Origin of the sequence: Pseudoalteromonas sp. 78C3 (genome assembly GCF_002836695.1) — a bacterium.
Lineage (GTDB): Bacteria > Pseudomonadota > Gammaproteobacteria > Enterobacterales > Alteromonadaceae > Pseudoalteromonas > Pseudoalteromonas arctica.
The window spans coordinates 1-20,875 of sequence record NZ_PJAV01000140.1 but is presented as its reverse complement, the minus strand read 5'-3'; the positions used below and the strand labels follow the sequence as shown (position 1 = coordinate 20,875).

The following is a 20,875-nucleotide window of genomic DNA, read 5'->3' as shown; positions in this document are numbered from 1 at the left end:
TAAGTATTATTGCGGATTGGTATAAGTATTACACAGTTAAAGAAAATATTTAGTCTTAAGTATCCCATTCTTTTAAAGCGTCTTTAACGTAGGTATATCGCCAAGAGCTAAGTAAATCAGGCTTTATATGACTCTGTTTTTGCTCATTAGTTAGCTTCCAATTCCAACTAATCAGTTGATTGACTTGCTTTTTAGAGGCCATAACGTCTTCTGGTATATTGTGCTCTTTAGCTACTTTAGTGATTTTTTGTTTTATATCTTTTGCTACTTTTTTATAAGTAGAAAAATCAATTAAGCGCTTAAGTACATCAGGGTGCTGAGCATCTGGAACTTCTTTGGCAGCTTCAATACACTTTATTATATCGACACCAGAGCGATTAACTTCAATAGCTTCAACACCAGGAATTTGACGTAGAGCGTTTAAACTTGAAGGACCACGTTTGGCAATTTCAGTCATGTTATGTTCTTTTAACACAAAATTAAGCGCCAAATTTTTCTTGATAGCTTTATTTCTTCGCCATACAGCAAGCTCTTTTAACACCGCTAGTTCGTGCGGTTTAAGTTGCCATGCATTTTTAATATCTTTATATAAAAGCTCGTCAGGTGTTTGAAATGCACGTTTTTTGGCAATCAATTCACTTTCGTTTATTACAATGTCAAAGAAGCCAGCGGCATTAATGCGATCGATAATCAGCTCAAAACACGGTAATAAGTAAAAAGTATCAGCAGCCGCGTAGTCTAATTGTTTTTTAGTTAACGGGCGTTGCAGCCAGTTAGTGCGTGACTCGCTTTTATCTATTTCAATACCTTGCAGCTCTTTTACCATAAGAGCAAAACCCATACAGTTACCTTCACCGAGTAGCTGCAACGCAAATTGTGTATCAAATAATGGGGCTGGGACAAAGCCTGCGTACTTTTGAAAAACTTCAATATCTTCTGAAGGAGAATGCAGTACTTTTAAAACTGCAGGATCTTTAAGTATTTCCCAAAAATCAAATAGTGAAAGTTCCGCTAATGGGTCAATAAGCGCTAAATGCTCACCATCAAAAACTTGGATAAGTGCAACTTCTGGATACAAAGTACGACGACGCATAAACTCAGTATCAATAGCTAAAATAGGTTTATTTTTTATTTGTTCAACAAAAGTGTTCAGTTGATTTTGGGTTTCGATCAATTGGTATTGCACTTAATCTCCTACAATAAAAAAGCCGACATATGTCGGCTTTTTTATAGGTTGCTAATCTTTCAAGGCTCTTCGGAGTATCTTACCTACGTTAGTTTTAGGTAACTCATCCCTAAACTCTACCAGCTTGGGGACCTTGTAATTAGTTAAATTATCACGACAGTGACTTATTATATCTTTTTCAGTTAAAGAAGGGTCTTTTTTCACAACAAAAACTTTAACTTGTTCACCACTTACATCGTGAGGAATACCGATAGCAGCTACTTCAAGCACACCTTCGTGCATAGCCACTACTTCTTCAATCTCATTAGGGAAAACATTAAAGCCAGATACGATGATCATGTCTTTTTTACGATCTACAATAAAGAAGAATCCTTCGTCATCATAAGTCGCAATATCACCTGTAGCAAACCAGCCATCTTTTAAACATTCAGCGGTTGCATCTGGTCGTTTGTAATAGCCAACCATTACTTGCGGGCCTTTAACACAAAGCTCGCCAGGTTCACCTTTAGCTGCTTCTTCGCCGTTATCTAAAACCAATTTAATATCAGTGTTAGGCGCAGGTAAACCAATAGAGCCATTATATGCTTTCAAATCAAAAGGACTAATAGTAACTAAAGGAGAACATTCTGTAAGGCCATAACCTTCCATTAATTTTGAGCCAGTCACTTTTTGCCATTTTTCAGCAACAGGACGTTGAACGGCCATACCGCCGCCTAAAGACATTTTTAAATGACTAAAATCAAGTTCAGCAAAACCTGGTGTGTTTAATAAACCATTAAATAATGTATTAACACCGGTAATAGCTGTGAAATTGTGCTGACCCAGCTCTTTAACAAACCCAGTCATATCTCGTGGGTTTGTAATTAATATATTTAAACCACCGTACTTCATAAATGTTAGGCAGTTAGCTGTTAAGGCAAATATATGATAAAGCGGTAAAGCAGTCACAACCACTTCTTCACCACGGTTTAACACTTTGTCTAAACAACCTGAAACTTGTTCAAGGTTACCAACCATGTTGCCATGACTCAGCATTGCCCCTTTAGATACACCTGTTGTGCCACCGGTGTACTGTAAAAATGCAAGATCAGACAAGCTCATTTCAGGGCGCGTGTATTTAGCTTCATCTGCAGCTAAAACGTCTGAAAATTTAATTGTGTTAGGCAAGTTAAACTTTGGCACCATTTTTTTAATGTGCTTCACAACAAAGTTAACTACATGCTTTTTAAGCCCGCCAACCATATCGCCTACTTGCGTGACCACAATATGCTTAACATCAGTATGAGCAAGTGACTTTTCAAGTGTGTCAGCAAAGTTTGCTAGGATGAAAATAGCCGTAGTGTTAGAGTCTTTTAGCTGATGCTCTAATTCACGTACCGTGTAAAGTGGGTTAACATTTACAACCACACAACCTGCACGCAAAACACCTAAAATTGTGACTGGTGTTTGTAGTAAGTTAGGCATCATTACGGCGACTTTATCGCCTTTTTTAAGACCCAAATCATTTTGAATATAGGAAGCAACTTTTTTTGTTGCTGTGTCTATTTCATCGTAAGACATCGTTTTACCCATATTCGTAAATGCAGGTAAATTGGTGTAGTCACTAAAACTTTTTTCGAACACTTCGAGTAACGAGTTGTAATGCTCAGGATCGATTGTTTCAGGCATACCCTCTGGGTAGCGCTTAAGCCAGATTTTTTCCACTCTTAGCCCCTGTTTATAATTATATTTTTATTAACCTTAATCTAAGTAAGGCGCTTTAACAATTGAGCAAATACTCTAATGCAGGAATAATCCCACATTTAACACAAACTTACAATTAACATGCACCATTTTGCAGCATAAAGTCTTGAATATGCTCAAAACAGTGTTCACTGCTTTGCATGTGGCAATGATGCCCACCATCTACATTAATGACCTTCAAGCTATTGTAATAACTAATATACTTTGCCAAATTTTGTTTTACAAACGAATAACCTTCGTTACCTAAAATTAATTGACATGGTGCAATTAAATCTTTTATTGCACCAATACATTGCGCCTCATCAAACCTAAAACCTGAGTGATTTTTGAGCTTTGGATCTGTTGTTAGCGCAAAACCATCTAAAACCTGTTTTATATTTCGCTGCATTAATAGCGTAATAAGCTCGCTATTTAAATCGGTTGTTTGAGCGCGTGCTTCATAAATAAGTTCTTTCGATTTATAAATTCTCGACTTTTTATTTTTTAAACGCGCTCTATTTAGTACTGCACTTTTTAACTGTTCACACACACCTTCACTAGGGGTTGTAACACAACCAATTCCCTCAATAAAGGTAATAGACTTTACATAATCGCTAAAGCAGCTAGCAAAAAGACCTGCAACCATAGCCCCCATTGAATGACCTACTAAATGTACTTTTTTAACACCAAGCGCATTTATAAGTTGGTACACATCATCAATATAATCAATAAAATAATAGTGTGCATCATCACTTCGCCAAGACGATAAACCGTGCCCAACAAAGTCAATGCAGTACCAAGTGTGCTCTGGGTTAACGTTGTTTAACATTGGCATAAAGCTATGGCAGTTGTCTAACCATCCATGCAACGCTATTACTATTTCATTCCCTGAACCTACTTTTAAGCCATGAATATTTAAATTATTGGTTTCAATATTAAATGGCTGCAAGGTAAGTCCTTTATTAATTTAGAGCATCATTATTTATAGCATACAAGTTGTCAGACCACTAACTTAGAAAATGGTGCCAAATTCACGATTTAATTATCTTTATGATGTAAAAAAAGCAAAGAATGAAAATCAAACTTAACATTATCAACTACTTAAATTTAAAAAAACAAACTAACCGTTTTCAACAAGCTTGTTTTGTATACTTTTCAAACAATCAAAAGGTAGTGGTATTATATGTACTTAGGCTATAACCAGTATAATTTAAATAAATAGAACTAACAGCGTTAACTACAATTCTATGTATATAAAATCAAAGTATAAATTATAAATATCTCAGATATTCATTTATTTATCATCCTATCTGTATACAATATCAGCGGCTATTAAATAAGGTACACTCATAAGGTACAACCATGAAAAAACAGATCAGCTTATTGGCACTTTTATGCACCGCTTCTGGTGCTTACGCAGAATCAGCACCTAAAAATGTAATTTATATGATTGGTGACGGCATGGGTCCGGCTTACACCACGGCTTATCGCTATTTTAAAGACGACCCTGCAACAAAAGAAGTAGAAGGCACGGTTTTTGACACTATTTTAAAAGGCATGGCTCATACCTACCCTGACGACCATACTTATGTAACAGACAGTGCTGCGGGTGCTACAGCGCTTAGTAGCGGTCATAAAAGTTATAATGGCGCAGTTGCTGTAGATACAGACAAGAAACCAGTTAAAACTATGCTTGAAATAGCAAAAGAGCGTGGTATGACAACAGCGCTTGTTGTAACGTCACAAATAAACCATGCAACACCTGCTAGCTTTACAGCTCACAATGAATCTCGTTACAACTACGATGATATCGCCAACGATTATATTGATAATAAGATTGCTGGTAAATTACCCGTTGATTTAATGCTAGGTGGCGGTACTAAATATTTTATTCGTGATGACCGTAATTTAGTTGAAGAATTTAAAGCGGCAGGTTATCAATACGGTGACGATATTAATAATCTGGGCCAAATTACACAAATACCTGCCATTGGTTTGTATGCAAGCAAAGGCCTGCCATTTGCACTTGATATGAACCCAACTCGCCTTACTCAGTTAACATCTAAAGCGCTTGGTTTGCTAGATAACCAGAACGAAGAAGGCTTTTTTGTGATGATTGAGGGCAGCCAAATTGATTGGTGTGGTCACTCTAACGATATAGCCTGTGCGATGGCTGAAATGGACGACTTTGCTAAATCAATCGAAAAAGCAAAAGCGTACGTTGATAAAAATAAAGACACGATACTTGTAGTTACAGCCGATCACTCAACGGGCGGTTTAACTATTGGTTCGCACGGCCAATTTAAATGGGAAACAGACGTAATTAAAGGTGTTAAGGCAACGGCTAGTAAGTTAACAGACAAACTTATGGAGTCTAAAGACTTAAAACCAGTATGGACTGCTAACACCAATATTGAATTTACAACCGAAAACCAAATCAAACTAGAGCAAGCTAAAAAAATGGGCGAAAAAGCGCTTAATTTAGCTGTTAAAAGTATTATTAGTGATGCGAGCTTTACTGGCTGGACAACCGGCGGACACACCGCTGTAGACGTTCAAGTATTTGCCTATGGCAAAGGCAGTGAGCAATTTATTGGCTCACAAAATAATACTGATATTGCCGATAAGCTAATTGGCTTTATTGAACAGTAATACCAATCCGCAATAATACTTAATCAATTTGAGGGGTTAAATCTGACGTTAACTACGTTAAAAATTTCTGATATAGAACAACTAAATAACGAAATTTTTGCCTTGTTATCGACACGATTTTCTTCCCTCAAAATAGATCACTTAATTAAGCGAATTGGTATAATTTCACCTCGTTTTTAACACAAAAAGCCCGAACACATGTTCGGGCTTTTTATTGAATTTTATCGCTGTATTTATCTAAAACGTTTGAATGAGCTTTAAGCGTATATATCAACGCCTATTAAATTTTGTACTTCGGCTCTGCGTTCTAAATTGGCAAATTCAGTATAAGTAGAAATCGCTTTACTTACTTGAGCTGTCGGTTGGTCGTAAATTGTTTGGCTGTATTCATTGCTTTTAGCACTGCTTTTAAACAGTTGATTAGCCAGTTCGACGCCCTCGACACTGCTTTTTACATAATCGGTATTCGTTTTTTCAGCAGCCGGCTGGTCTAATAAACTCTGTGGTTTATTAGTAACAACTTTAGTAGGGCTAACCCTACCCGGAATATCTCCGGTAAAAAAACCTGAACCAATAGGCAGCGTCATTACGCATCTCCAACCTTAATATTGCATAAAATTATGATTTAAAAACAACCAATTTGCAAATAATATGATTACTCACGTCCTGGTAGCTTTTTCCACGTTACCGTATCGCGCACATATTTAGGTTGAGCGTCACTCGCTTTTACAACGTCACCCGCTAAAAACGCGGCTTCAACATGCGCTAACATATAACGCGCATCAGGCAATGTAATATCAGTATTAATTGTCACGTTTTCAAAGTCATTAAGCGCATCAGGATAGGTTTTAAAGCCCGTGCCTACCGCTACAGATGGCTCACTGGTCGCTATATAATCATTGTTTAGTAAATCAGGTTTTATAACGCATTCTTGGTTAACTAAAAGCATTAGATTATTTTGCGCTTGGTAATGTGCAAAGTATATCTCACCCATGCGTGCATCTATGCTTGGATAAACACTAAGACTACCGTTTTGTTCAAATGCTTGTTGCGCCATAATAGCCAAAGTAGACACACCTACAAGCGGCAAATTAGTTGAATACGCTAAACCTTGTGCTATTGCTACACTAATACGCACACCAGTAAAACTGCCCGGGCCTTGCCCAAAACCAATGACATCTAAGTCTTTTAATTTACAGTTTGCTTTAGTTAATAGCTCATCCACAAGTGGAAGTATTTTTTGGCTATGTTGCTGCGGACATTCTTCAAAATGATGAAATGTTTGGCCCTGAAAATGTAAAACAATTGAAAGTGCTTCAGTTGAAGCATCAAGGGCAAGAATATTACTTTTGATCATTTTATTACTCTAATTAATTTGTTTTAAAAATGTATTGGCATCTTCTAAGCTTCGCGTGCGGCGCATCGGCGGTAAGCTTTTTAAAAATACTTGGCCATATTGGCGTGTAACTAAGCGATTATCGCATATTACAAGTACGCCTTTGTCTTTACTATCTCGAATTAAACGCCCTACACCTTGTTTTAGCGCAATAACAGCCTGCGGTAATTGTATGTGTGAAAAAGGGTCTTTTCCCTGCATTTGGCAATCTTGCATTTTAGCTTGAAGCAATGGATCGTCAGGGGCTGCAAATGGCAATTTGTCTATAATAACACAGCTTAGTGTACTGCCGCGTACATCAACACCTTCCCAAAAAGAAGCCGTGCCGAGTAATACCGCATTACCATGGCGGGTAAATTTCTCTAAAATAATACGCTTAGACATTTGCCCTTGCATATAAACTGGGTAGTCTATTTGTGTGGTGAGCCCTTCGGCAACTAAGTGCATCATTCGATAGCTCGTAAATAACACAAAACAACGCCCTTGCGCTGACTTTATAAGCTCAAGTGTTAATTTTACAATCGCATGCGGCATATTATCAGCGTGCGATTCAGGTAAGTAACGCGGTAAACACAGCAACGCCTGATTAGGGTAATCAAATGGGCTATCTACCATCATGCTTTGCTTTGGTTTTAAACCAAGGCTTGCATTAAAGTGCTCTAGTTTGTTGTCGACCGAAAGTGTTGCTGAAGTAAATACAAAGCCTGCGCCCGTGTCTTGCATCATTTGAGCAAACTTAGCTGATACATTTAATGGCGTTATATTAATTGTTAAATAACGGCGCGTTGTTTCATACCAATAACTAAAGCCGGTTTGGGCTGTATCAAAAACCCGCTCTAACTGTCCTTTAAACGCAAGTGCACGTTCAAATGGATGCTCAATTTTGTCGCTTCTATCTAGGCAAAGTTTAAGTACTTGATAAACAAAATCTAAATCACTGATCACACGATGAAGTGCCGCGCATATTTGTTTATCACTTAGCTTTTCTCGCCAATCGCCTCTACTGCCATCAACACCAAACTGTAATCGTAAATCAGCAACGCTTGTTTCAAGCTTATTTAAGCTTTTACCTAGCTGCAGCATATCGGGAATTTCGGCTCTATAAATAGCACGTAAATCATTAATTAAATCCACCAGCTTTTTAGTACTAATACTCTCACCAAAATAATCACTGGCAATTTCGCTTAACTGGTGGGCTTCATCAAATATATACGCATCGGCTTTTGGCATAAGCTCAGCAAAGCCACTTTCTTTTACGGCCATGTCGGCAAAAAATAAATGGTGATTAATCACAACTACGTCGGCATCGGCCGCAGTTAAACGTGCTTTGCGTATATAACAGCTTTGAAAATCTGGACACTCTTTACCTAAGCAATTATCGGCTGTTGAATTTACATAAGGCAGTACTTTCGCGTCATCTTCTATACCAATACAATCGGCCAAATCGCCTGATTGCGTTTCACTGGCAAACTTAGCCACCATCGCTAGTTGATGCATTACGTCGGAGTCGTCAGTAGGCACATGCGCAACATGCTGATTAAGTCGGTAGGTACATAAGTAATTGGCACGCCCTTTTAATAAGGCGGTTTTTTTAGAAGCACCAAGCGCTTTCACTAATTGAGGTAAATCGCGGTGATATAACTGTTCTTGTAAGGCTTTAGAACCAGTCGATATTATCGTTCGGCCTTTTGATTTAAGTGCAGGGGCTAAATATGCAAATGTTTTACCAGTACCCGTGCCTGCTTCAACAACTAATTGCGAACTGTTTTTTAATGCATCTGCAACAGCTACTGCCATATCAATTTGTGGTTGGCGAGGTGTATATCCATCTAACGATGACGCCAAAGGCCCGGTTGCACTAAACAGCTGTTTGATAATACCAATCACTTTAAAATAAATAATAGCGGGATTTTACGTAAGCAAAGCATTTAGGGCAAGTAATTACAAAATCGACTTTTATTTTATGATGCAACACACGTTTCAATAATGTGATTAACCACTAAAGTTTACAACAAACACTGTATTTATAACGTACATTTAATTTAATAATGACAATATTTACAAAGCCTAATTTCCTATTAACTCTTACTAAAAACAATCCGTATTAAAAGCTATATTTAGGCATAAATACTGTGACTCTCAAATATTACAGGAGTAACATACGCGGGTTTATAATCCTCCTTTTTGTGTGTCGTTTAAAAAATAGTTAAGGTTAATCAATGAATGCTTGGTACCTCATTTGTTTTCTCTCTGCAATTGCAATTTTTATAGCCTTTGCAAACCAGTACATCCTCAAAATGCAAACTACCATTGCCATTACTACTGGCTCTGTGGTTATTTCTTTATTACTGATTATTGCAGTAAAATTATTAGGCGATCAGAACGCATTAGCAATGACCCAAATTGTTTCCAGTATTGACTTTAACGAGTTACTACTTAAAGGAATGTTGGGGTTTTTACTTTATGCGGGTGCGCTCGAAATAAACCTACTTGCCCTGCGTAAGCAGCGGTGGGAAATTACTGCTCTAGTATTGTTTTCAACTATTGCTTCCACATTTATTGTGGGTTATTTAAGCTTTTATTTATTTTCAGTTTTTGGTTTTGATGTCCCTTTTATTTATTGTTTACTGTTTGGCGCGCTTATTAGCCCAACCGACCCTATCGCTGTACTTGCTATTATTAAACAAATGCGAGCGCCAGAAGGCATCTCAGTTCAAGTAGAAGGTGAGTCGCTATTTAACGATGGTATTGGTTTAGTTATATTTACCACTATATTTTCTGTTGCTTTTTATGGCACAGATGCACAATTTGGTGACATAGCAGAGCTATTCTTTGTAGATGCAATAGGGGGCATTGCGTTTGGTTTAGTCATTGCATTAGTTGGCCACTTTTTAATTATTAATAGCCGCGATGTAAATATTCGCTTATTAATTACCTTAACTATCCCAACAGCAGGTTTTGCTGCAGCAAATATTTGGGAAATATCTGGCGCACTTGCCATGGTAACCAGTGGCATATTAATGGGTAATATTACCCGCACTAAAGCAACCGAGCGCACGGGCCCCGAAGACACGCGCTACGTAAAAGATTTTTGGCATGCAACCGACAGCTTTCTAAATGCTCTACTGTTTTTAATAATAGGTATGCTAATAGTCACTATGCCAATCACGCTTGGCGAAATTGGTTTAGGGTTATTAATGGTACCTGTTGTACTGCTAGCACGCTTTATAAGTGTAGGCGCACCATTTGTAATTTTTAAACGCTTTAGAACTTACGATAAACACAGTGTTAAAATTTTGACCTGGGGTGGACTACGTGGTGGCCTTGCTCTGGCAATGGCGGCAGCAATCCCACGCGAGCAAGTTTTTGTAGGCGGTTCAGACCTACATAACCTAATCGTTATTGTTACTTACGTAGTGGTTATATTTTCTATTATTGTACAAGGCTTAACTATTTCGCCGCTTATTCAAAGTAGCATTAAGTCAGCTGAGCAAGCCAAGTAATAAATGCTTTGTCTGCAACACATTCAGTAACCAAGTTATTATAAAAATCACTTGGTTACTGTTACTCACGTGTTACAAAAACACTTTAAAGTTCTATAAATTGTTATCCTTTTTATTTATCTGCTTTGTTTAAATTAATCCGCTTGAAATGCAAATGAAAACAATTATAATTTTGACTTTTCCTCTACAGGGCTTTTCGATGTCCATAAATAATTCTCACATGTTTTTAAATTTGGTGTCTCTGAGCAAACGACAATTTCAATGTTTTTTTATGCTTTTTATAATGGTCATGGCAAGCTTTAGTGTTTCAGCCTCGCCTAATGAGCAAACAAAAATAAAACAAATTGCACAGCTTGCAGAGTATGTAGGTGTTGATTACGTGGCAGCTGTTGGAAATGGTGAAATACTTGATCCTGACGAATATCAAGAAATGACTGAATTTTCGCACGTCATTATTGAGCAAGCTGGGCAACTATCAAGCCAAACAAATGAGTTTGATACAGTAAAGGCACAAGCTAAAGCCCTGCATACAGCGATTGCTAATAAAGCGAGTGTTGCCGATGTACGTGCAGCAAGCTCAGCGCTTCGTGAGTCGCTACTGACCTTTATGCCGCAACTATCGTTACCTACATCACTACTTCCTGTTGAGCAAACTAAAGCGCTTTTTGCTGCTAACTGTTCAATGTGTCACGGCCCAAGTGGTCAAGGCGACGGCCCGCTTGCAAAAAACTTATCACCAGAGCCTACCAATTTTACCGATGAAGAACGCGCAACTAACCGCTCATTAATGGGGTTATTTGACGCTGTAAGTAACGGTATTAACGACACGCCAATGGTTGCTTTTACTCAATTTAATGAACAACAACGTTGGTCTTTAGCTTTTTATGTAGGTAGCTTGGCATTTAAAGATGTTCAAAAACCACAAAATCTAGAGCAAAACATTACCGCTTCGCAGATTGTAAACTTAAACCCTGCACAATTATCGGCAGGTCAAAGTGAAGCACAAGCTCATTACGTTAAATGGCTTCGTGGTAATCCAGAGCAACTATTTACCGGTAAAAAGAATCCGATAACGGTTACTCGCACGCAGTTACTTGCAGCACAAGCCGCGCATGCTAAAGGCAATTACTCACAAGCAAGTGATTTAGCAATTAGCGCTTACCTAGATGGCTTTGAGCTTGTTGAAAACAACTTAAATGCCTACGACGAAACACTGCGTAAAAACATCGAAGTACAACTGATGAACCTGCGCCAAACATTTAAAAACGAGAAAGATGCAGCCATCGTTGGCGAAAAAGTAAGTGCAGCGCTAGCTCAACTCGCTAAAGCAGATAGCATGCTAAACGAAACCAAACTAACTGATGGTGCACTCCTCTCAGCGAGTTTAGTTATACTACTACGCGAAGGCCTAGAAGCACTCCTCGTTATTATTGCCCTTATGACTGTACTTATTAAAACTAAACGCCAAGACGCACTTAAATATGTACATGTTGGTTGGGTAACCGCACTTATTGCTGGTGGCTTAACGTGGGCTGCGGCGCAAACATTAATAGAAATAAGTGGTGCAAGTCGCGAAGTTATGGAAGGTGCTGGTGCATTGTTTGCCGCTGTAATTTTACTTTATGTTGGCGTATGGATGCACAGTAAAACCAGTGCGCAGCAATGGCAAAAATACATCAAAGACAATATAGATAAGCGTCTTGAGTCGGGTACATTATGGGGTTTAGCAGGGCTTTCGTTTATAGCCGTATACCGTGAAGTATTCGAAACCGTACTGTTCTATCAGTCTTTATTAACGCAAAGCTCGCCTGCTCAATATTCATCTATTGCTTCGGGTTTTGCGATAGCTGTAGCAATACTGGCTATTATTACGTGGGTATTAATTAAGTACTCAATTAAATTACCGGTTGCTAAGTTTTTTGCAATTACCACTTACCTATTATTTGCACTCTCGTTTGTACTTATGGGCAAAGCCGTTATTGCATTACAAGAGGCCGACATAATAGGTATTACGCCGCTACCAATGAGCTTTGATATTGCATGGCTTGGTATAAAATCAACATGGCAAGGTATTGTGGCTCAAGTATGTGTGTTCGCTATATTTAGCTTTTATATATTTAAAAGCAAAAACCAAGAGTAATGCCTATCTGCTTAAGAGTTTAAGCTAATTGGCATAAGCAAAATACATAGTAAAAAGGCCCGCAAGGGCCTTTTTGAGTTAATTGCTTATGTATTTAGTAAAGTTGGTATTATCAAGCCCATGTATCTAAATGGGTGTTTTCGTCATCATCTACGTTAGACTTTTTTTTACTATTTTGATCATCAAGCATATTGAGCTTTTTCTTTTTTTGTAACTCACGCCTTTTTTTATTCTCTAATTCAACTTTTTCAGCGGCAGCCCCACTTTGCACACCCGCAATATGAAAAGCACTTTTTGACTCAACTTCTAGCCTAGTTATTCTTCCTAAATAAGGGATCATAATATCCATAAGTACTTCCTTATTTTTTCATTTTATTCATTAACCACTTGGTTTGAGTGATAAACAACCAATTGTTGGCGAAAATTGCGCTTATTATCTTAATATTATCGACAGTTATAACATATGCTTTAATTAAGCTAAAAAAAACTTGCCATAATATAGCTGTTTATGTTTTTATGAGTGCGAAATTTATTTAAACAGATAACAACTGCACGTTAACAAAACAACGGGCAGTTACATAGGATAAAAAATGCGCTTAAACCTGACAACAGTACATCATCACCACCATTCACCGGAATAACCTGTCAGGTCTTTCGCTGAGAGGTTATTCCTAAAAGGAACCTCTGGCGATTCAAATAACATTGATTCATTTTCGCCCTGAGGTTCCCCTCGGGGTTTTTAGTTTTTAAATTAAAGGAAAATGAATAATGAACAACAGTAATCGTCTACGTATCGCCATCCAAAAAGGCGGCCGCCTATCTAAAGATTGTCAAGATCTGCTTAAACAGTTAGGTGTTAAACTTAACCTTCGTGAACAACGCTTAATTGCACACTCAACTAATATGCCAATTGACGTACTACGTGTGCGCGATGACGATATTCCGGGTTTAGTAATGGACGGTGTATGTGACTTAGGCATAGTTGGCGAAAACGTACTTGTAGAAGTTCAAGCAGAACGTGAACGACAAGGTGTTCCAAGTGAAGTAACCAAACTTTCAAAACTAGACTTTGGTTACTGTCGTCTTGCACTTGCATGGCCACAAGAGCTTGGCGCTCGCGATAAGAGCTGGTTTGAAGGCAAACGTATTGCGACTACCTACCCAGAAATTTTAACTCAGTGGTTAAAGCGCGAAGGCATTAACGCAAGTACAGTAATGCTTACGGGTTCTGTTGAAGTAGCACCGCGTGCGGGTTTATCTGATGCAATTTGTGATTTAGTATCTACTGGCGCAACACTTGAAGCTAACGGCTTAATTCAAGGCGAAACAATTTTAGAATCAAACGCCTGTTTAATTCAAAATAAAGATCTTCAAGATGCTGACAAACTAGCACTAATCAATAAGCTTATGCCGCGCCTACGTGGTGTTAGACAAGCTAAAGAAAGCAAATACATCATGCTACACGCACCAAAGAACAAACTTGATGAAATTTGTGAAATTTTACCAGGTTCTGGTCAACCTACTCTACTTGCCCTTGCTGGTAACGATGAATACGTAGCACTTCACATGGTAAGCAGCGAAACATTATTTTGGGAAACAATGGAGCAGTTAAAAGCCTTAGGCGCTAACTCTATTTTAGTTATGCCAATTGAAAAAATGATGGAGTAAGTGCCATGCTTCGTTGGAATGAGGAATCTTCACAAGTACAAGCAGCGGCGCTAATGCGCCCTGCAGTTTCTGCCAGTGCCAAGGTTGAAGCTATATGCAAAACTATTTTAGCTAACGTAAAAGAGCAAGGCGATGAAGCCTTACTTAGCATGGCTAAAGAGTTTGATAATAGATCTAACCCTCGCTTATGTGTTCCGCTTGATGAAATTAACGCATCAGAGCAAGCACTAAGTGCAGAGCTTAAATACGCAATTGATACTGCTTATGCAAACGTTAAACGTTTTCACGAAGCGCAATTGCCAAAAGATATTAAATTATCGACCCAACCAGGCGTTGTATGTGAACTGAAATATCAAGCCATCGAAGCAGTCGGTATTTATGTACCCGGTGGCAGTGCTCCACTGCCATCGTCGGTTATTATGCAGGGTGTATTAGCGCAGTTAAGCGGCGCAAAAACCGTTGTACTTGCTACACCGGTACAAGGTGATAAAGCGATTAACCCTGCTATTTTATATGCAGCTAAGTTATGTGGCATTACTACTTTAATAGAAAGTGGTGGCGCAGGCGCAATTGCAGCAATGGCTTATGGCACCGAATCGGTTCCTAAAGTGAACAAAATATTTGGTCCAGGAAATAGCTTTGTAACAATGGCTAAACAGCTCGTTGCGCAAACTATTCCAGGTATGGCAATTGATATGCCAGCAGGTCCGTCTGAAGTACTTGTTATTGCAGATGAACGTGCAAACCCAGAATTTATAGCCGCCGATTTACTCTCACAAGCAGAGCACGGTGCAGACTCGCAAGTTATTTTATTATGTAACAGCGAGAGTATTATAGAACAAACTCAGCAGGCACTTACACGCCAGTTAGCTAATTTGAGCCGCAAAGAAACAGCCGAGCAAGCGCTCGCTAATTCTTCACTTATTTTAGTTGATTCAATTGAGCAAGCATTTGATGTATCGGCGCAATACGGACCAGAGCACTTAATTTTACAACTAGGCGATGCAACACCATACCTAGATAAGGTTAAAAACGCAGGCTCAGTATTTGTAGGTGACTACACGCCAGAATCAGCGGGCGATTACGCATCGGGTACTAACCACGTGTTACCAACCTATGGTTACAGTGCAACATATTCTAGCTTAAACTTACTTGATTTTTTTCGTACATACACAGTGCAAACAATTACCAAAAGTGGTTTAACACAGCTTTCGAAAGCTATTTTACCACTTGCAGATGCAGAAGGCCTTGATGCCCACGCTAATGCGGTTTCAATTCGTTTAGAGGCAATTAAAAATGAGCAATGAGAGCGCACAAGCGTCTAGCTTATTACCTAAGAATATTGCAGCCCTTGCTGCATACAGCTCTGCAAAAAGTGAAAAGCTAACCGGTACTACGTGGCTCAATGCTAACGAAAGCCCTTATGCTAAAAATCTTGAACTGAGTATTGAAGATTTAAATCGCTACCCTGATCCACAACCGCAACTGGTTATTGACAGGTACGCCGCTTATACAGAGCTTGAAAGCGAAAATATATTAATGACGCGCGGCGCAGATGAAGGCATTGAGCTTTTAGTGCGCACATACTGTGAGCCAGCTAAAGATAGTATTGCGCTATTTTTACCAACCTACGGTATGTACAAAGTAACCGCCGATACACACAACGTTGGTATTAACGCGCTTACCCAAGAATTATTATTAAGTGGCAGTGCTGACGAAATAGTTGCAGCTGTTGGCAGCTCAAAACTGGTATTTATTTGTAACCCAAATAATCCAACGGGCAGCCTAACACCACTTGATAAAGTAAAAGCGATTACAACAGCGCTTATGGGTAAAGCACTGGTTATTGTTGATGAAGCCTATATAGAGTTTTGCCCAGAGCAAAGCGCTACTAAACTTATTAATGAGTTTAGTAATGTAGTGGTTTTGCGTACGCTTTCTAAAGCCTTTGCGTTGGCAGGCCTCAGAACAGGCTTTACCCTTGCACAAGCAGCAACTCTTGCGCCAATTCGTAAAGTCATTGCGCCGTATCCGGTATCAGGTGTTGTAGCAAGTATTGCAGCGCAAGCAATTGCACCCGATGCAATTACATCAATGCGCCGCCAAGTGACTATTTTAAATAGCTTAAAAGCTAAATTAGTAGATTGGCTAAACGCCTCCCCTGCTGCATTAAAAATTCTCACTGGTGAAGGTAACTTTGTTACTTTAAAATTAGCCGATAAAAACTATTTTAAAATTGCACTTGAGCAAGGTTTGGTTATGCGCGCTTTTACGCTATACGGTGAAGACGACTGGCTACGAATTTCAATTGGCAGTGAACAAGAACTTGAACAAGTAAAAATTTGGTTAGATGGCTTACAAACGCCAGCTTCCACAGCATCTTTAGCAGGAAACGAAGTATCATGAGTAACCCCTATTTATTTATCGACCGCGACGGCACTATCATTGAAGAGCCAATTACCGACAAACAGGTAGATAGCCTTGAAAAGCTAGCATTTTTACCTGGCGTTATCCCTGCGTTATTACAATTACAAGCTGCAGGTTACCGTTTAGTTATGGTATCTAACCAAGATGGTTTGGGCACAGATAGCTTCCCGACTGCTGACTTTGATATTGCACAAGACAAAATGATGGACATAATGCAAAGCCAAGGCATTAGCTTTGACGAAGTATTAATTTGCCCTCACTTTAACGAGCAAAACTGCGATTGCCGTAAACCTAAAACAGGCTTACTTACCGAGCTTATGCGCTCAGGCAAAGTAGACTTAGCGCGCTCTTTTGTTATTGGCGACCGTGAAACTGATATTGGCCTTGCTCAAAACTTATGTTGTGAAGGTATTTTATACGACGGCGATTGGAGTGCGATAGTAACTAAATTGACCACTGCAAACCGCGAAGGTCGTGTTACACGCAATACCAAAGAAACCCAAATTGATGTGGCAATAAACCTAGATCAAACTAAAAATGGCAGCATAGACACCGGACTTGGCTTTTTTGATCACATGCTTGATCAAATTCGCACGCACGCAAACATTGGTTTAAACATTAAAGCCAAAGGCGATTTACACATAGACGAGCACCACCTGGTTGAAGACATTGGTATTGCTCTTGGTGTTGCACTTAAACAAGCCCTAGGTACTAAATCGCAAATTGCACGCTATGGTTTTGCTCTTCCTATGGATGAGTGTAAAGCTGAAGCACAAATTGATTTATCGGGTCGTGCATCGTTTGTATTAAACGCTAACTTTAGCCGCGAAAAAGCCGGTGATTTAGACGTACAAATGGTTGAGCACTTTTTCAAAAGCTTAAGTGATAACGCCGCTATTAGCCTTATTTTATCGGTAAGCGACGGGAACTGCCATCACCAAGTAGAAGGCTTATTTAAAGCGTTTTCACGTGCACTTCGTATGGCAGTAGCACAAGACACGACCCAACAAACAGCCAGCTCTAAGGGATGTTTATGATTGCCATAATTAATACCGGTTGTGCCAATATAAATTCAGTACGTTTTGCGTTTGAACGCTTAGGGCAAACGCCAACAGTAATTACATCACCAGAGCAATTAGCGGGTTTTGAGCGCGCTATATTGCCAGGTGTAGGTCACGCGTCGGTTGCCATGAAACGCCTAGTCGATAACGGCTGGCAACAAGCTATAAATGAATACCAGCGCCCGCTTATGGGTATTTGTTTAGGTATGCAGTTACTGTGCGAAAGCACCGAAGAAGGTAACGTACAGTGCCTAGGTAAAATACCAGGGCAAGTAAAAGCGCTTGATGTAGGCAATTTAACGTCGCCGCATATGGGTTGGAATAACTTAAGCGTTAATAAAGAGCATGCATTAACTAAAGGGCTGACGCTCGATGAGCAAGTGTATTTTGTTCACAGCTTTGCGCACACCGTAAACGACGCCACACTAGTGAGCGGCGAATATGGTCAAACCTTTTCAGCCATTGTTGCTAAAGACAATTACGCGGGCATGCAATTTCACCCAGAGCGCAGCGCAAAAGTTGGCGCACGTTTATTACAAAATTTTGTTGATTGGCAGTTATAAGCTGCCCATTAACTAACAAAAAAGAGATTATTTGTGATTATTCCAGCATTAGACGTATTACAAAATCAAATTGTGCGCTTGTACCAAGGTAAATACGACACAGCACAGTTTTACCCTTTCGAACTTGGCGCGCGTTTAAAAGAATACGCCGACAGCGGCGCAGGTAAACTACACCTTGTTGATTTAGAAGGTGCACGCGATCCAAGTAAAAAGCAGTGGAAACATATTCAAGCTGCAACCAAAGCACTTAACGTACCGTACCAAGTGGGCGGCGGTATTCGCTCAGAGCAAGACGTGAGCGATTGGCTAAAAGCCGGTGCAAACCAAGTGGTTATTGGTTCTATGGCAGTTGAAAAGCGTGAACAGGTTAAAGCTTGGATTGAAAAGTTTGGCGCTGAGCACTTTGTAATTGCCCTTGATGTTAATAAAACAGAGTCCGGTTGGGCGCCTGCAACCCATGGTTGGTTAAATGAATCTGAGTTTGGGCTATTTGAACTTATTGATTTTTATGTTGAGCTGGGCATTATTGATTTTTTATGCACGGACATCAGTAAAGACGGCACCATGACAGGCCCTTCATTTGAACTATACGAAGACCTAGTAAAGCACAACGCTGATATTAAAGTACAAGCCTCAGGTGGTGTGAGTTCGTTGGATGATATTAAAAAGCTAAACGAACTTGGTGTGGGCGGCGTAATTTTGGGTAAATCTTTATTAGATGGTGCCTTTAGCGTAGAAGAGGCGCTTAAATTAAGCTAAACAGATAGGTCTAAGCAGCTAAATCAAAAAAGGCACAGGTGCGAGCGCATCTGTGCCTTTTTTGTATAAAACAATCAGTTTATTTATGCTTACCCGGCAACATAGAGCCTAATACGCCATCTTGCTTTATTAAACCATGGTAAAGCGCGGCACTAACATGCATAAAAATAAACAATAAAAATGCATAAGCAATAAACCCATGTGCTTCACGGAAAAAAGCATATAGTTCAATATCTTTACTTACTAGGCTAGGCAAAGTAAATAAACCAAAAAAGCTCACATGGCGGCCATCAGCGCTTTGCATTAACCAGCCTGAAATCGGCATTAAAATCATAGATGCATATAAACCCACTTGGGTTAAATGCGCTGCTAATGCCTGAGCTTTAGGCACACTGGGTGGTAATGCAGGGCTGGTGGTGACTAGTTTATTGATTAATCTAATAGCAACTAACACTAACGCTAAAACACCAAACGACTTATGCAGCGCAATGGCCTCTACTTGCCAAACCGCTAAACTTTGCACCATCGACAGACCAAGAAATAACATAGAAAGTATGATTAATGCCATCGCCCAGTGAATAAGCATACTCGACGCTGAGTATTTATTAATTGTTTTCATTCGATATTTCCTGTTATTAATTATTTAAAAGTACTTCTTTAGCACGACGACGAAATGACTCAGCATAAGCCGCGCCACGGGCACGTAATATAGGATCGGCGCTTGGCTCTATCCCTGTAGGAAGTACCAAGGGATCAAAGTTCATATCAGCACACACGCCTCCTTCTTGCGCCTGAAGGCTTGAGATAACTAATGTGCCTGCGTTAATTGTTTTGCGTGATTGTGGCCATAAAACAGTTGGGTTATTTTCATCATCTTCAGCGGTTGCAAAGCTAAACAGCATGTCGAATTTAACGGGGGCTTGTGCTACTTGATCTTTAAGTTGTAGCTGCAATGCATCGACTGAATCATTATTAAGTGGTTGAATGTTTTCATCATTTAATTGTGGTTTAGCAATCCAGCGTACGGCGTGCTTTTTACCGTGTTCATCAACCAAATAAAAAGCGTTAATGCTGTGGTATTGCTCAGTGGCAAAACTGCTGGTTGGTTTGTAACTGGCTTTCCAGTTATTAAATGCGGCACTTTCTGGATGCGCAGCAAAAAAGGCTTTAATTTTTTCAGGGCTGCGTTTTTTGGTTACCGGATCAGGGGATAGCGCTTGTAACTGTTTAAAAAACGCATCTGGCGTCGCTACAGCCATAACTGGAGGCGTATTCATTGCCACGCGCCATTCTTGGTTATCATCGGTAGTTATAGAAAACGCTAAACTGCGCACCGGTGCTTTTAAATCAGGCGCGGTTGGGTTATTCCCTGCAATAGAAAAACGGCCAACAAAAGGAGTGGCGCCTAAATCAAATACCTTGGCTTGTGAATATATAGCAAGCTCACCGGTAGACTCAAAAGACCCCGCTAAACAAATACCTTTAGCGTGAGCACGACGAAAACCCGCATGGGCTTGATCACCTTGTTGTAAATTAACAAAACGCTGCGCAGTAACCGCATCGCTGTTAAAAGCGCCGGTAAAATATAAAATCGTCAGTGCAAATAAAGTGATTATTGCAATTAAGGTGATTTTTTTACTCATGGTAGGATTAGACCTCGTATGATTATTTTCATGATGATTATGTTTGGAATTTTTCATAGTTTTAATTACGTCTTTAAATTAATGGCTAACCATTACTGAGATATGCTTTAGATCGGATAGCTTTTATTTAGTTATACCTGTCTCTTATACACACT

The 20,875-nt window shown here is 39.4% G+C and carries 18 protein-coding genes; 9 read left to right on the top strand and 9 right to left on the bottom strand.

Annotated elements, in window-relative coordinates; translation table 11 throughout:
• Window positions 1-55 precede the first annotated feature (55 nt).
• The 3 genes from rnd to CXF76_RS09115 all read right to left on the bottom strand — a co-directional run bounded on the left by rnd (window position 56) and on the right by CXF76_RS09115 (window position 3,857).
• Window positions 56-1,186, bottom strand: coding sequence for a ribonuclease D (rnd, locus tag CXF76_RS09125; RefSeq protein WP_101163494.1), 1,131 nt, complete (start codon window positions 1,184-1,186; stop codon window positions 56-58).
• A gap of 51 nt (window positions 1,187-1,237) precedes the next feature.
• Window positions 1,238-2,890, bottom strand: coding sequence for a long-chain-fatty-acid--CoA ligase FadD (fadD, locus tag CXF76_RS09120; protein WP_101163493.1), 1,653 nt, complete (start codon window positions 2,888-2,890; stop codon window positions 1,238-1,240).
• Between the two features lie 115 nt (window positions 2,891-3,005).
• Window positions 3,006-3,857, bottom strand: coding sequence for an alpha/beta hydrolase (locus tag CXF76_RS09115; RefSeq protein WP_101163492.1), 852 nt, complete (start codon window positions 3,855-3,857; stop codon window positions 3,006-3,008).
• A gap of 413 nt (window positions 3,858-4,270) precedes the next feature.
• On the opposite strand from CXF76_RS09115, the gene CXF76_RS09110 reads away from it, so the two are divergent.
• A complete protein-coding gene (locus CXF76_RS09110) occupies window positions 4,271-5,560 on the top strand; it encodes an alkaline phosphatase (protein ID WP_010552943.1) in 1,290 nt (429 codons plus the stop codon).
• Between the two features lie 257 nt (window positions 5,561-5,817).
• On the opposite strand, the gene CXF76_RS09105 is transcribed toward CXF76_RS09110, so the two are convergent.
• The 3 genes from CXF76_RS09105 to CXF76_RS09095 all read right to left on the bottom strand — a co-directional run bounded on the left by CXF76_RS09105 (window position 5,818) and on the right by CXF76_RS09095 (window position 8,843).
• On the bottom strand, window positions 5,818-6,147 hold the full coding sequence (locus CXF76_RS09105; protein WP_101163491.1) for a hypothetical protein: 330 nt from the start codon (window positions 6,145-6,147) through the stop codon (window positions 5,818-5,820).
• A 68-nt stretch (window positions 6,148-6,215) separates the two neighbouring features.
• On the bottom strand, window positions 6,216-6,917 hold the full coding sequence (gene tsaB, locus CXF76_RS09100) for a tRNA (adenosine(37)-N6)-threonylcarbamoyltransferase complex dimerization subunit type 1 TsaB (protein WP_024591060.1): 702 nt from the start codon (window positions 6,915-6,917) through the stop codon (window positions 6,216-6,218).
• A 9-nt stretch (window positions 6,918-6,926) separates the two neighbouring features.
• The gene (locus CXF76_RS09095; RefSeq protein WP_101163490.1) at window positions 6,927-8,843 is read right to left on the bottom strand and encodes an ATP-dependent DNA helicase; all 1,917 of its coding nucleotides are present in this window, start codon (window positions 8,841-8,843) and stop codon (window positions 6,927-6,929) included.
• Between the two features lie 332 nt (window positions 8,844-9,175).
• Between CXF76_RS09095 and CXF76_RS09090 the strand changes: the two genes are divergently transcribed.
• Window positions 9,176-10,459, top strand: coding sequence for a cation:proton antiporter (locus tag CXF76_RS09090; protein ID WP_007580638.1), 1,284 nt, complete (start codon window positions 9,176-9,178; stop codon window positions 10,457-10,459).
• 283 nt (window positions 10,460-10,742) lie between these two features.
• Window positions 10,743-12,599, top strand: coding sequence for a cytochrome c/FTR1 family iron permease (locus CXF76_RS09085; RefSeq protein WP_101163510.1), 1,857 nt, complete (start codon window positions 10,743-10,745; stop codon window positions 12,597-12,599).
• 112 nt (window positions 12,600-12,711) lie between these two features.
• Here the strand turns inward: CXF76_RS09085 and CXF76_RS09080 are convergent, their stop codons facing one another.
• Window positions 12,712-12,948, bottom strand: a complete 237-nt coding sequence (locus tag CXF76_RS09080; protein WP_101163489.1) for a hypothetical protein — start codon at window positions 12,946-12,948, stop codon at window positions 12,712-12,714.
• Window positions 12,949-13,367: 419 nt separating this feature from the next.
• Between CXF76_RS09080 and hisG the strand changes: the two genes are divergently transcribed.
• The 6 genes from hisG to hisA are packed head-to-tail and all read left to right on the top strand — an operon-like array spanning window position 13,368 to window position 19,077.
• Window positions 13,368-14,267 carry an ATP phosphoribosyltransferase gene (hisG, locus tag CXF76_RS09075; protein ID WP_007580644.1) on the top strand — a complete coding sequence of 300 codons (900 nt, stop codon included), beginning with the start codon at window positions 13,368-13,370 and terminating at the stop codon, window positions 14,265-14,267.
• A 5-nt stretch (window positions 14,268-14,272) separates the two neighbouring features.
• Window positions 14,273-15,574 (top strand): histidinol dehydrogenase, encoded by a 1,302-nt coding sequence (gene hisD, locus CXF76_RS09070; RefSeq protein WP_007580646.1) that lies wholly within the window; start codon window positions 14,273-14,275, stop codon window positions 15,572-15,574.
• Complete coding sequence (gene hisC, locus CXF76_RS09065; protein WP_101163488.1) at window positions 15,564-16,673, top strand: histidinol-phosphate transaminase; 1,110 nt, start codon at window positions 15,564-15,566, stop codon at window positions 16,671-16,673. The genes hisD and hisC overlap by 11 nt, the downstream gene beginning before the upstream one ends.
• Complete coding sequence (hisB, locus tag CXF76_RS09060) at window positions 16,670-17,731, top strand: bifunctional histidinol-phosphatase/imidazoleglycerol-phosphate dehydratase HisB (protein ID WP_007580650.1); 1,062 nt, start codon at window positions 16,670-16,672, stop codon at window positions 17,729-17,731. The genes hisC and hisB overlap by 4 nt, the downstream gene beginning before the upstream one ends.
• On the top strand, window positions 17,728-18,318 hold the full coding sequence (gene hisH, locus CXF76_RS09055; RefSeq protein ID WP_002960265.1) for an imidazole glycerol phosphate synthase subunit HisH: 591 nt from the start codon (window positions 17,728-17,730) through the stop codon (window positions 18,316-18,318). Before hisB ends, hisH begins: the two co-directional genes overlap by 4 nt.
• A gap of 33 nt (window positions 18,319-18,351) precedes the next feature.
• Entirely contained in the window at window positions 18,352-19,077 is a 726-nt protein-coding gene (gene hisA / locus CXF76_RS09050; protein WP_101163487.1) for a 1-(5-phosphoribosyl)-5-[(5-phosphoribosylamino)methylideneamino]imidazole-4-carboxamide isomerase, read from the top strand.
• Window positions 19,078-19,156: 79 nt separating this feature from the next.
• Here the strand turns inward: hisA and CXF76_RS09045 are convergent, their stop codons facing one another.
• Window positions 19,157-19,696 (bottom strand): cytochrome b, encoded by a 540-nt coding sequence (locus CXF76_RS09045; RefSeq protein WP_101163486.1) that lies wholly within the window; start codon window positions 19,694-19,696, stop codon window positions 19,157-19,159.
• A 16-nt stretch (window positions 19,697-19,712) separates the two neighbouring features.
• Window positions 19,713-20,720, bottom strand: coding sequence for a catalase family peroxidase (locus CXF76_RS09040; RefSeq protein WP_101163485.1), 1,008 nt, complete (start codon window positions 20,718-20,720; stop codon window positions 19,713-19,715).
• Between the last annotated feature and the right edge of the window lie 155 nt (window positions 20,721-20,875).

Excerpts from the sequence above, each read along its gene's own strand:
- CXF76_RS09085 (WP_101163510.1), top strand. The coding sequence starts at position 10,743 with ATGGTCATGGCAAGCTTTAGTGTTTCAGCCTCGCCTAATGAGCAAACA.
- CXF76_RS09040 (WP_101163485.1), bottom strand. The coding sequence starts at position 20,720 with ATGAGTAAAAAAATCACCTTAATTGCAATAATCACTTTATTTGCACTG.
- CXF76_RS09080 (WP_101163489.1), bottom strand. The coding sequence starts at position 12,948 with ATGGATATTATGATCCCTTATTTAGGAAGAATAACTAGGCTAGAAGTT.
- hisB (WP_007580650.1), top strand. The coding sequence starts at position 16,670 with ATGAGTAACCCCTATTTATTTATCGACCGCGACGGCACTATCATTGAA.
- CXF76_RS09090 (WP_007580638.1), top strand. The coding sequence starts at position 9,176 with ATGAATGCTTGGTACCTCATTTGTTTTCTCTCTGCAATTGCAATTTTT.
- tsaB (WP_024591060.1), bottom strand. The coding sequence starts at position 6,917 with ATGATCAAAAGTAATATTCTTGCCCTTGATGCTTCAACTGAAGCACTT.
- CXF76_RS09045 (WP_101163486.1), bottom strand. The coding sequence starts at position 19,696 with ATGAAAACAATTAATAAATACTCAGCGTCGAGTATGCTTATTCACTGG.
- hisC (WP_101163488.1), top strand. The coding sequence starts at position 15,564 with ATGAGCAATGAGAGCGCACAAGCGTCTAGCTTATTACCTAAGAATATT.
- hisD (WP_007580646.1), top strand. The coding sequence starts at position 14,273 with ATGCTTCGTTGGAATGAGGAATCTTCACAAGTACAAGCAGCGGCGCTA.
- CXF76_RS09105 (WP_101163491.1), bottom strand. The coding sequence starts at position 6,147 with ATGACGCTGCCTATTGGTTCAGGTTTTTTTACCGGAGATATTCCGGGT.
- CXF76_RS09110 (WP_010552943.1), top strand. The coding sequence starts at position 4,271 with ATGAAAAAACAGATCAGCTTATTGGCACTTTTATGCACCGCTTCTGGT.
- hisH (WP_002960265.1), top strand. The coding sequence starts at position 17,728 with ATGATTGCCATAATTAATACCGGTTGTGCCAATATAAATTCAGTACGT.
- hisG (WP_007580644.1), top strand. The coding sequence starts at position 13,368 with ATGAACAACAGTAATCGTCTACGTATCGCCATCCAAAAAGGCGGCCGC.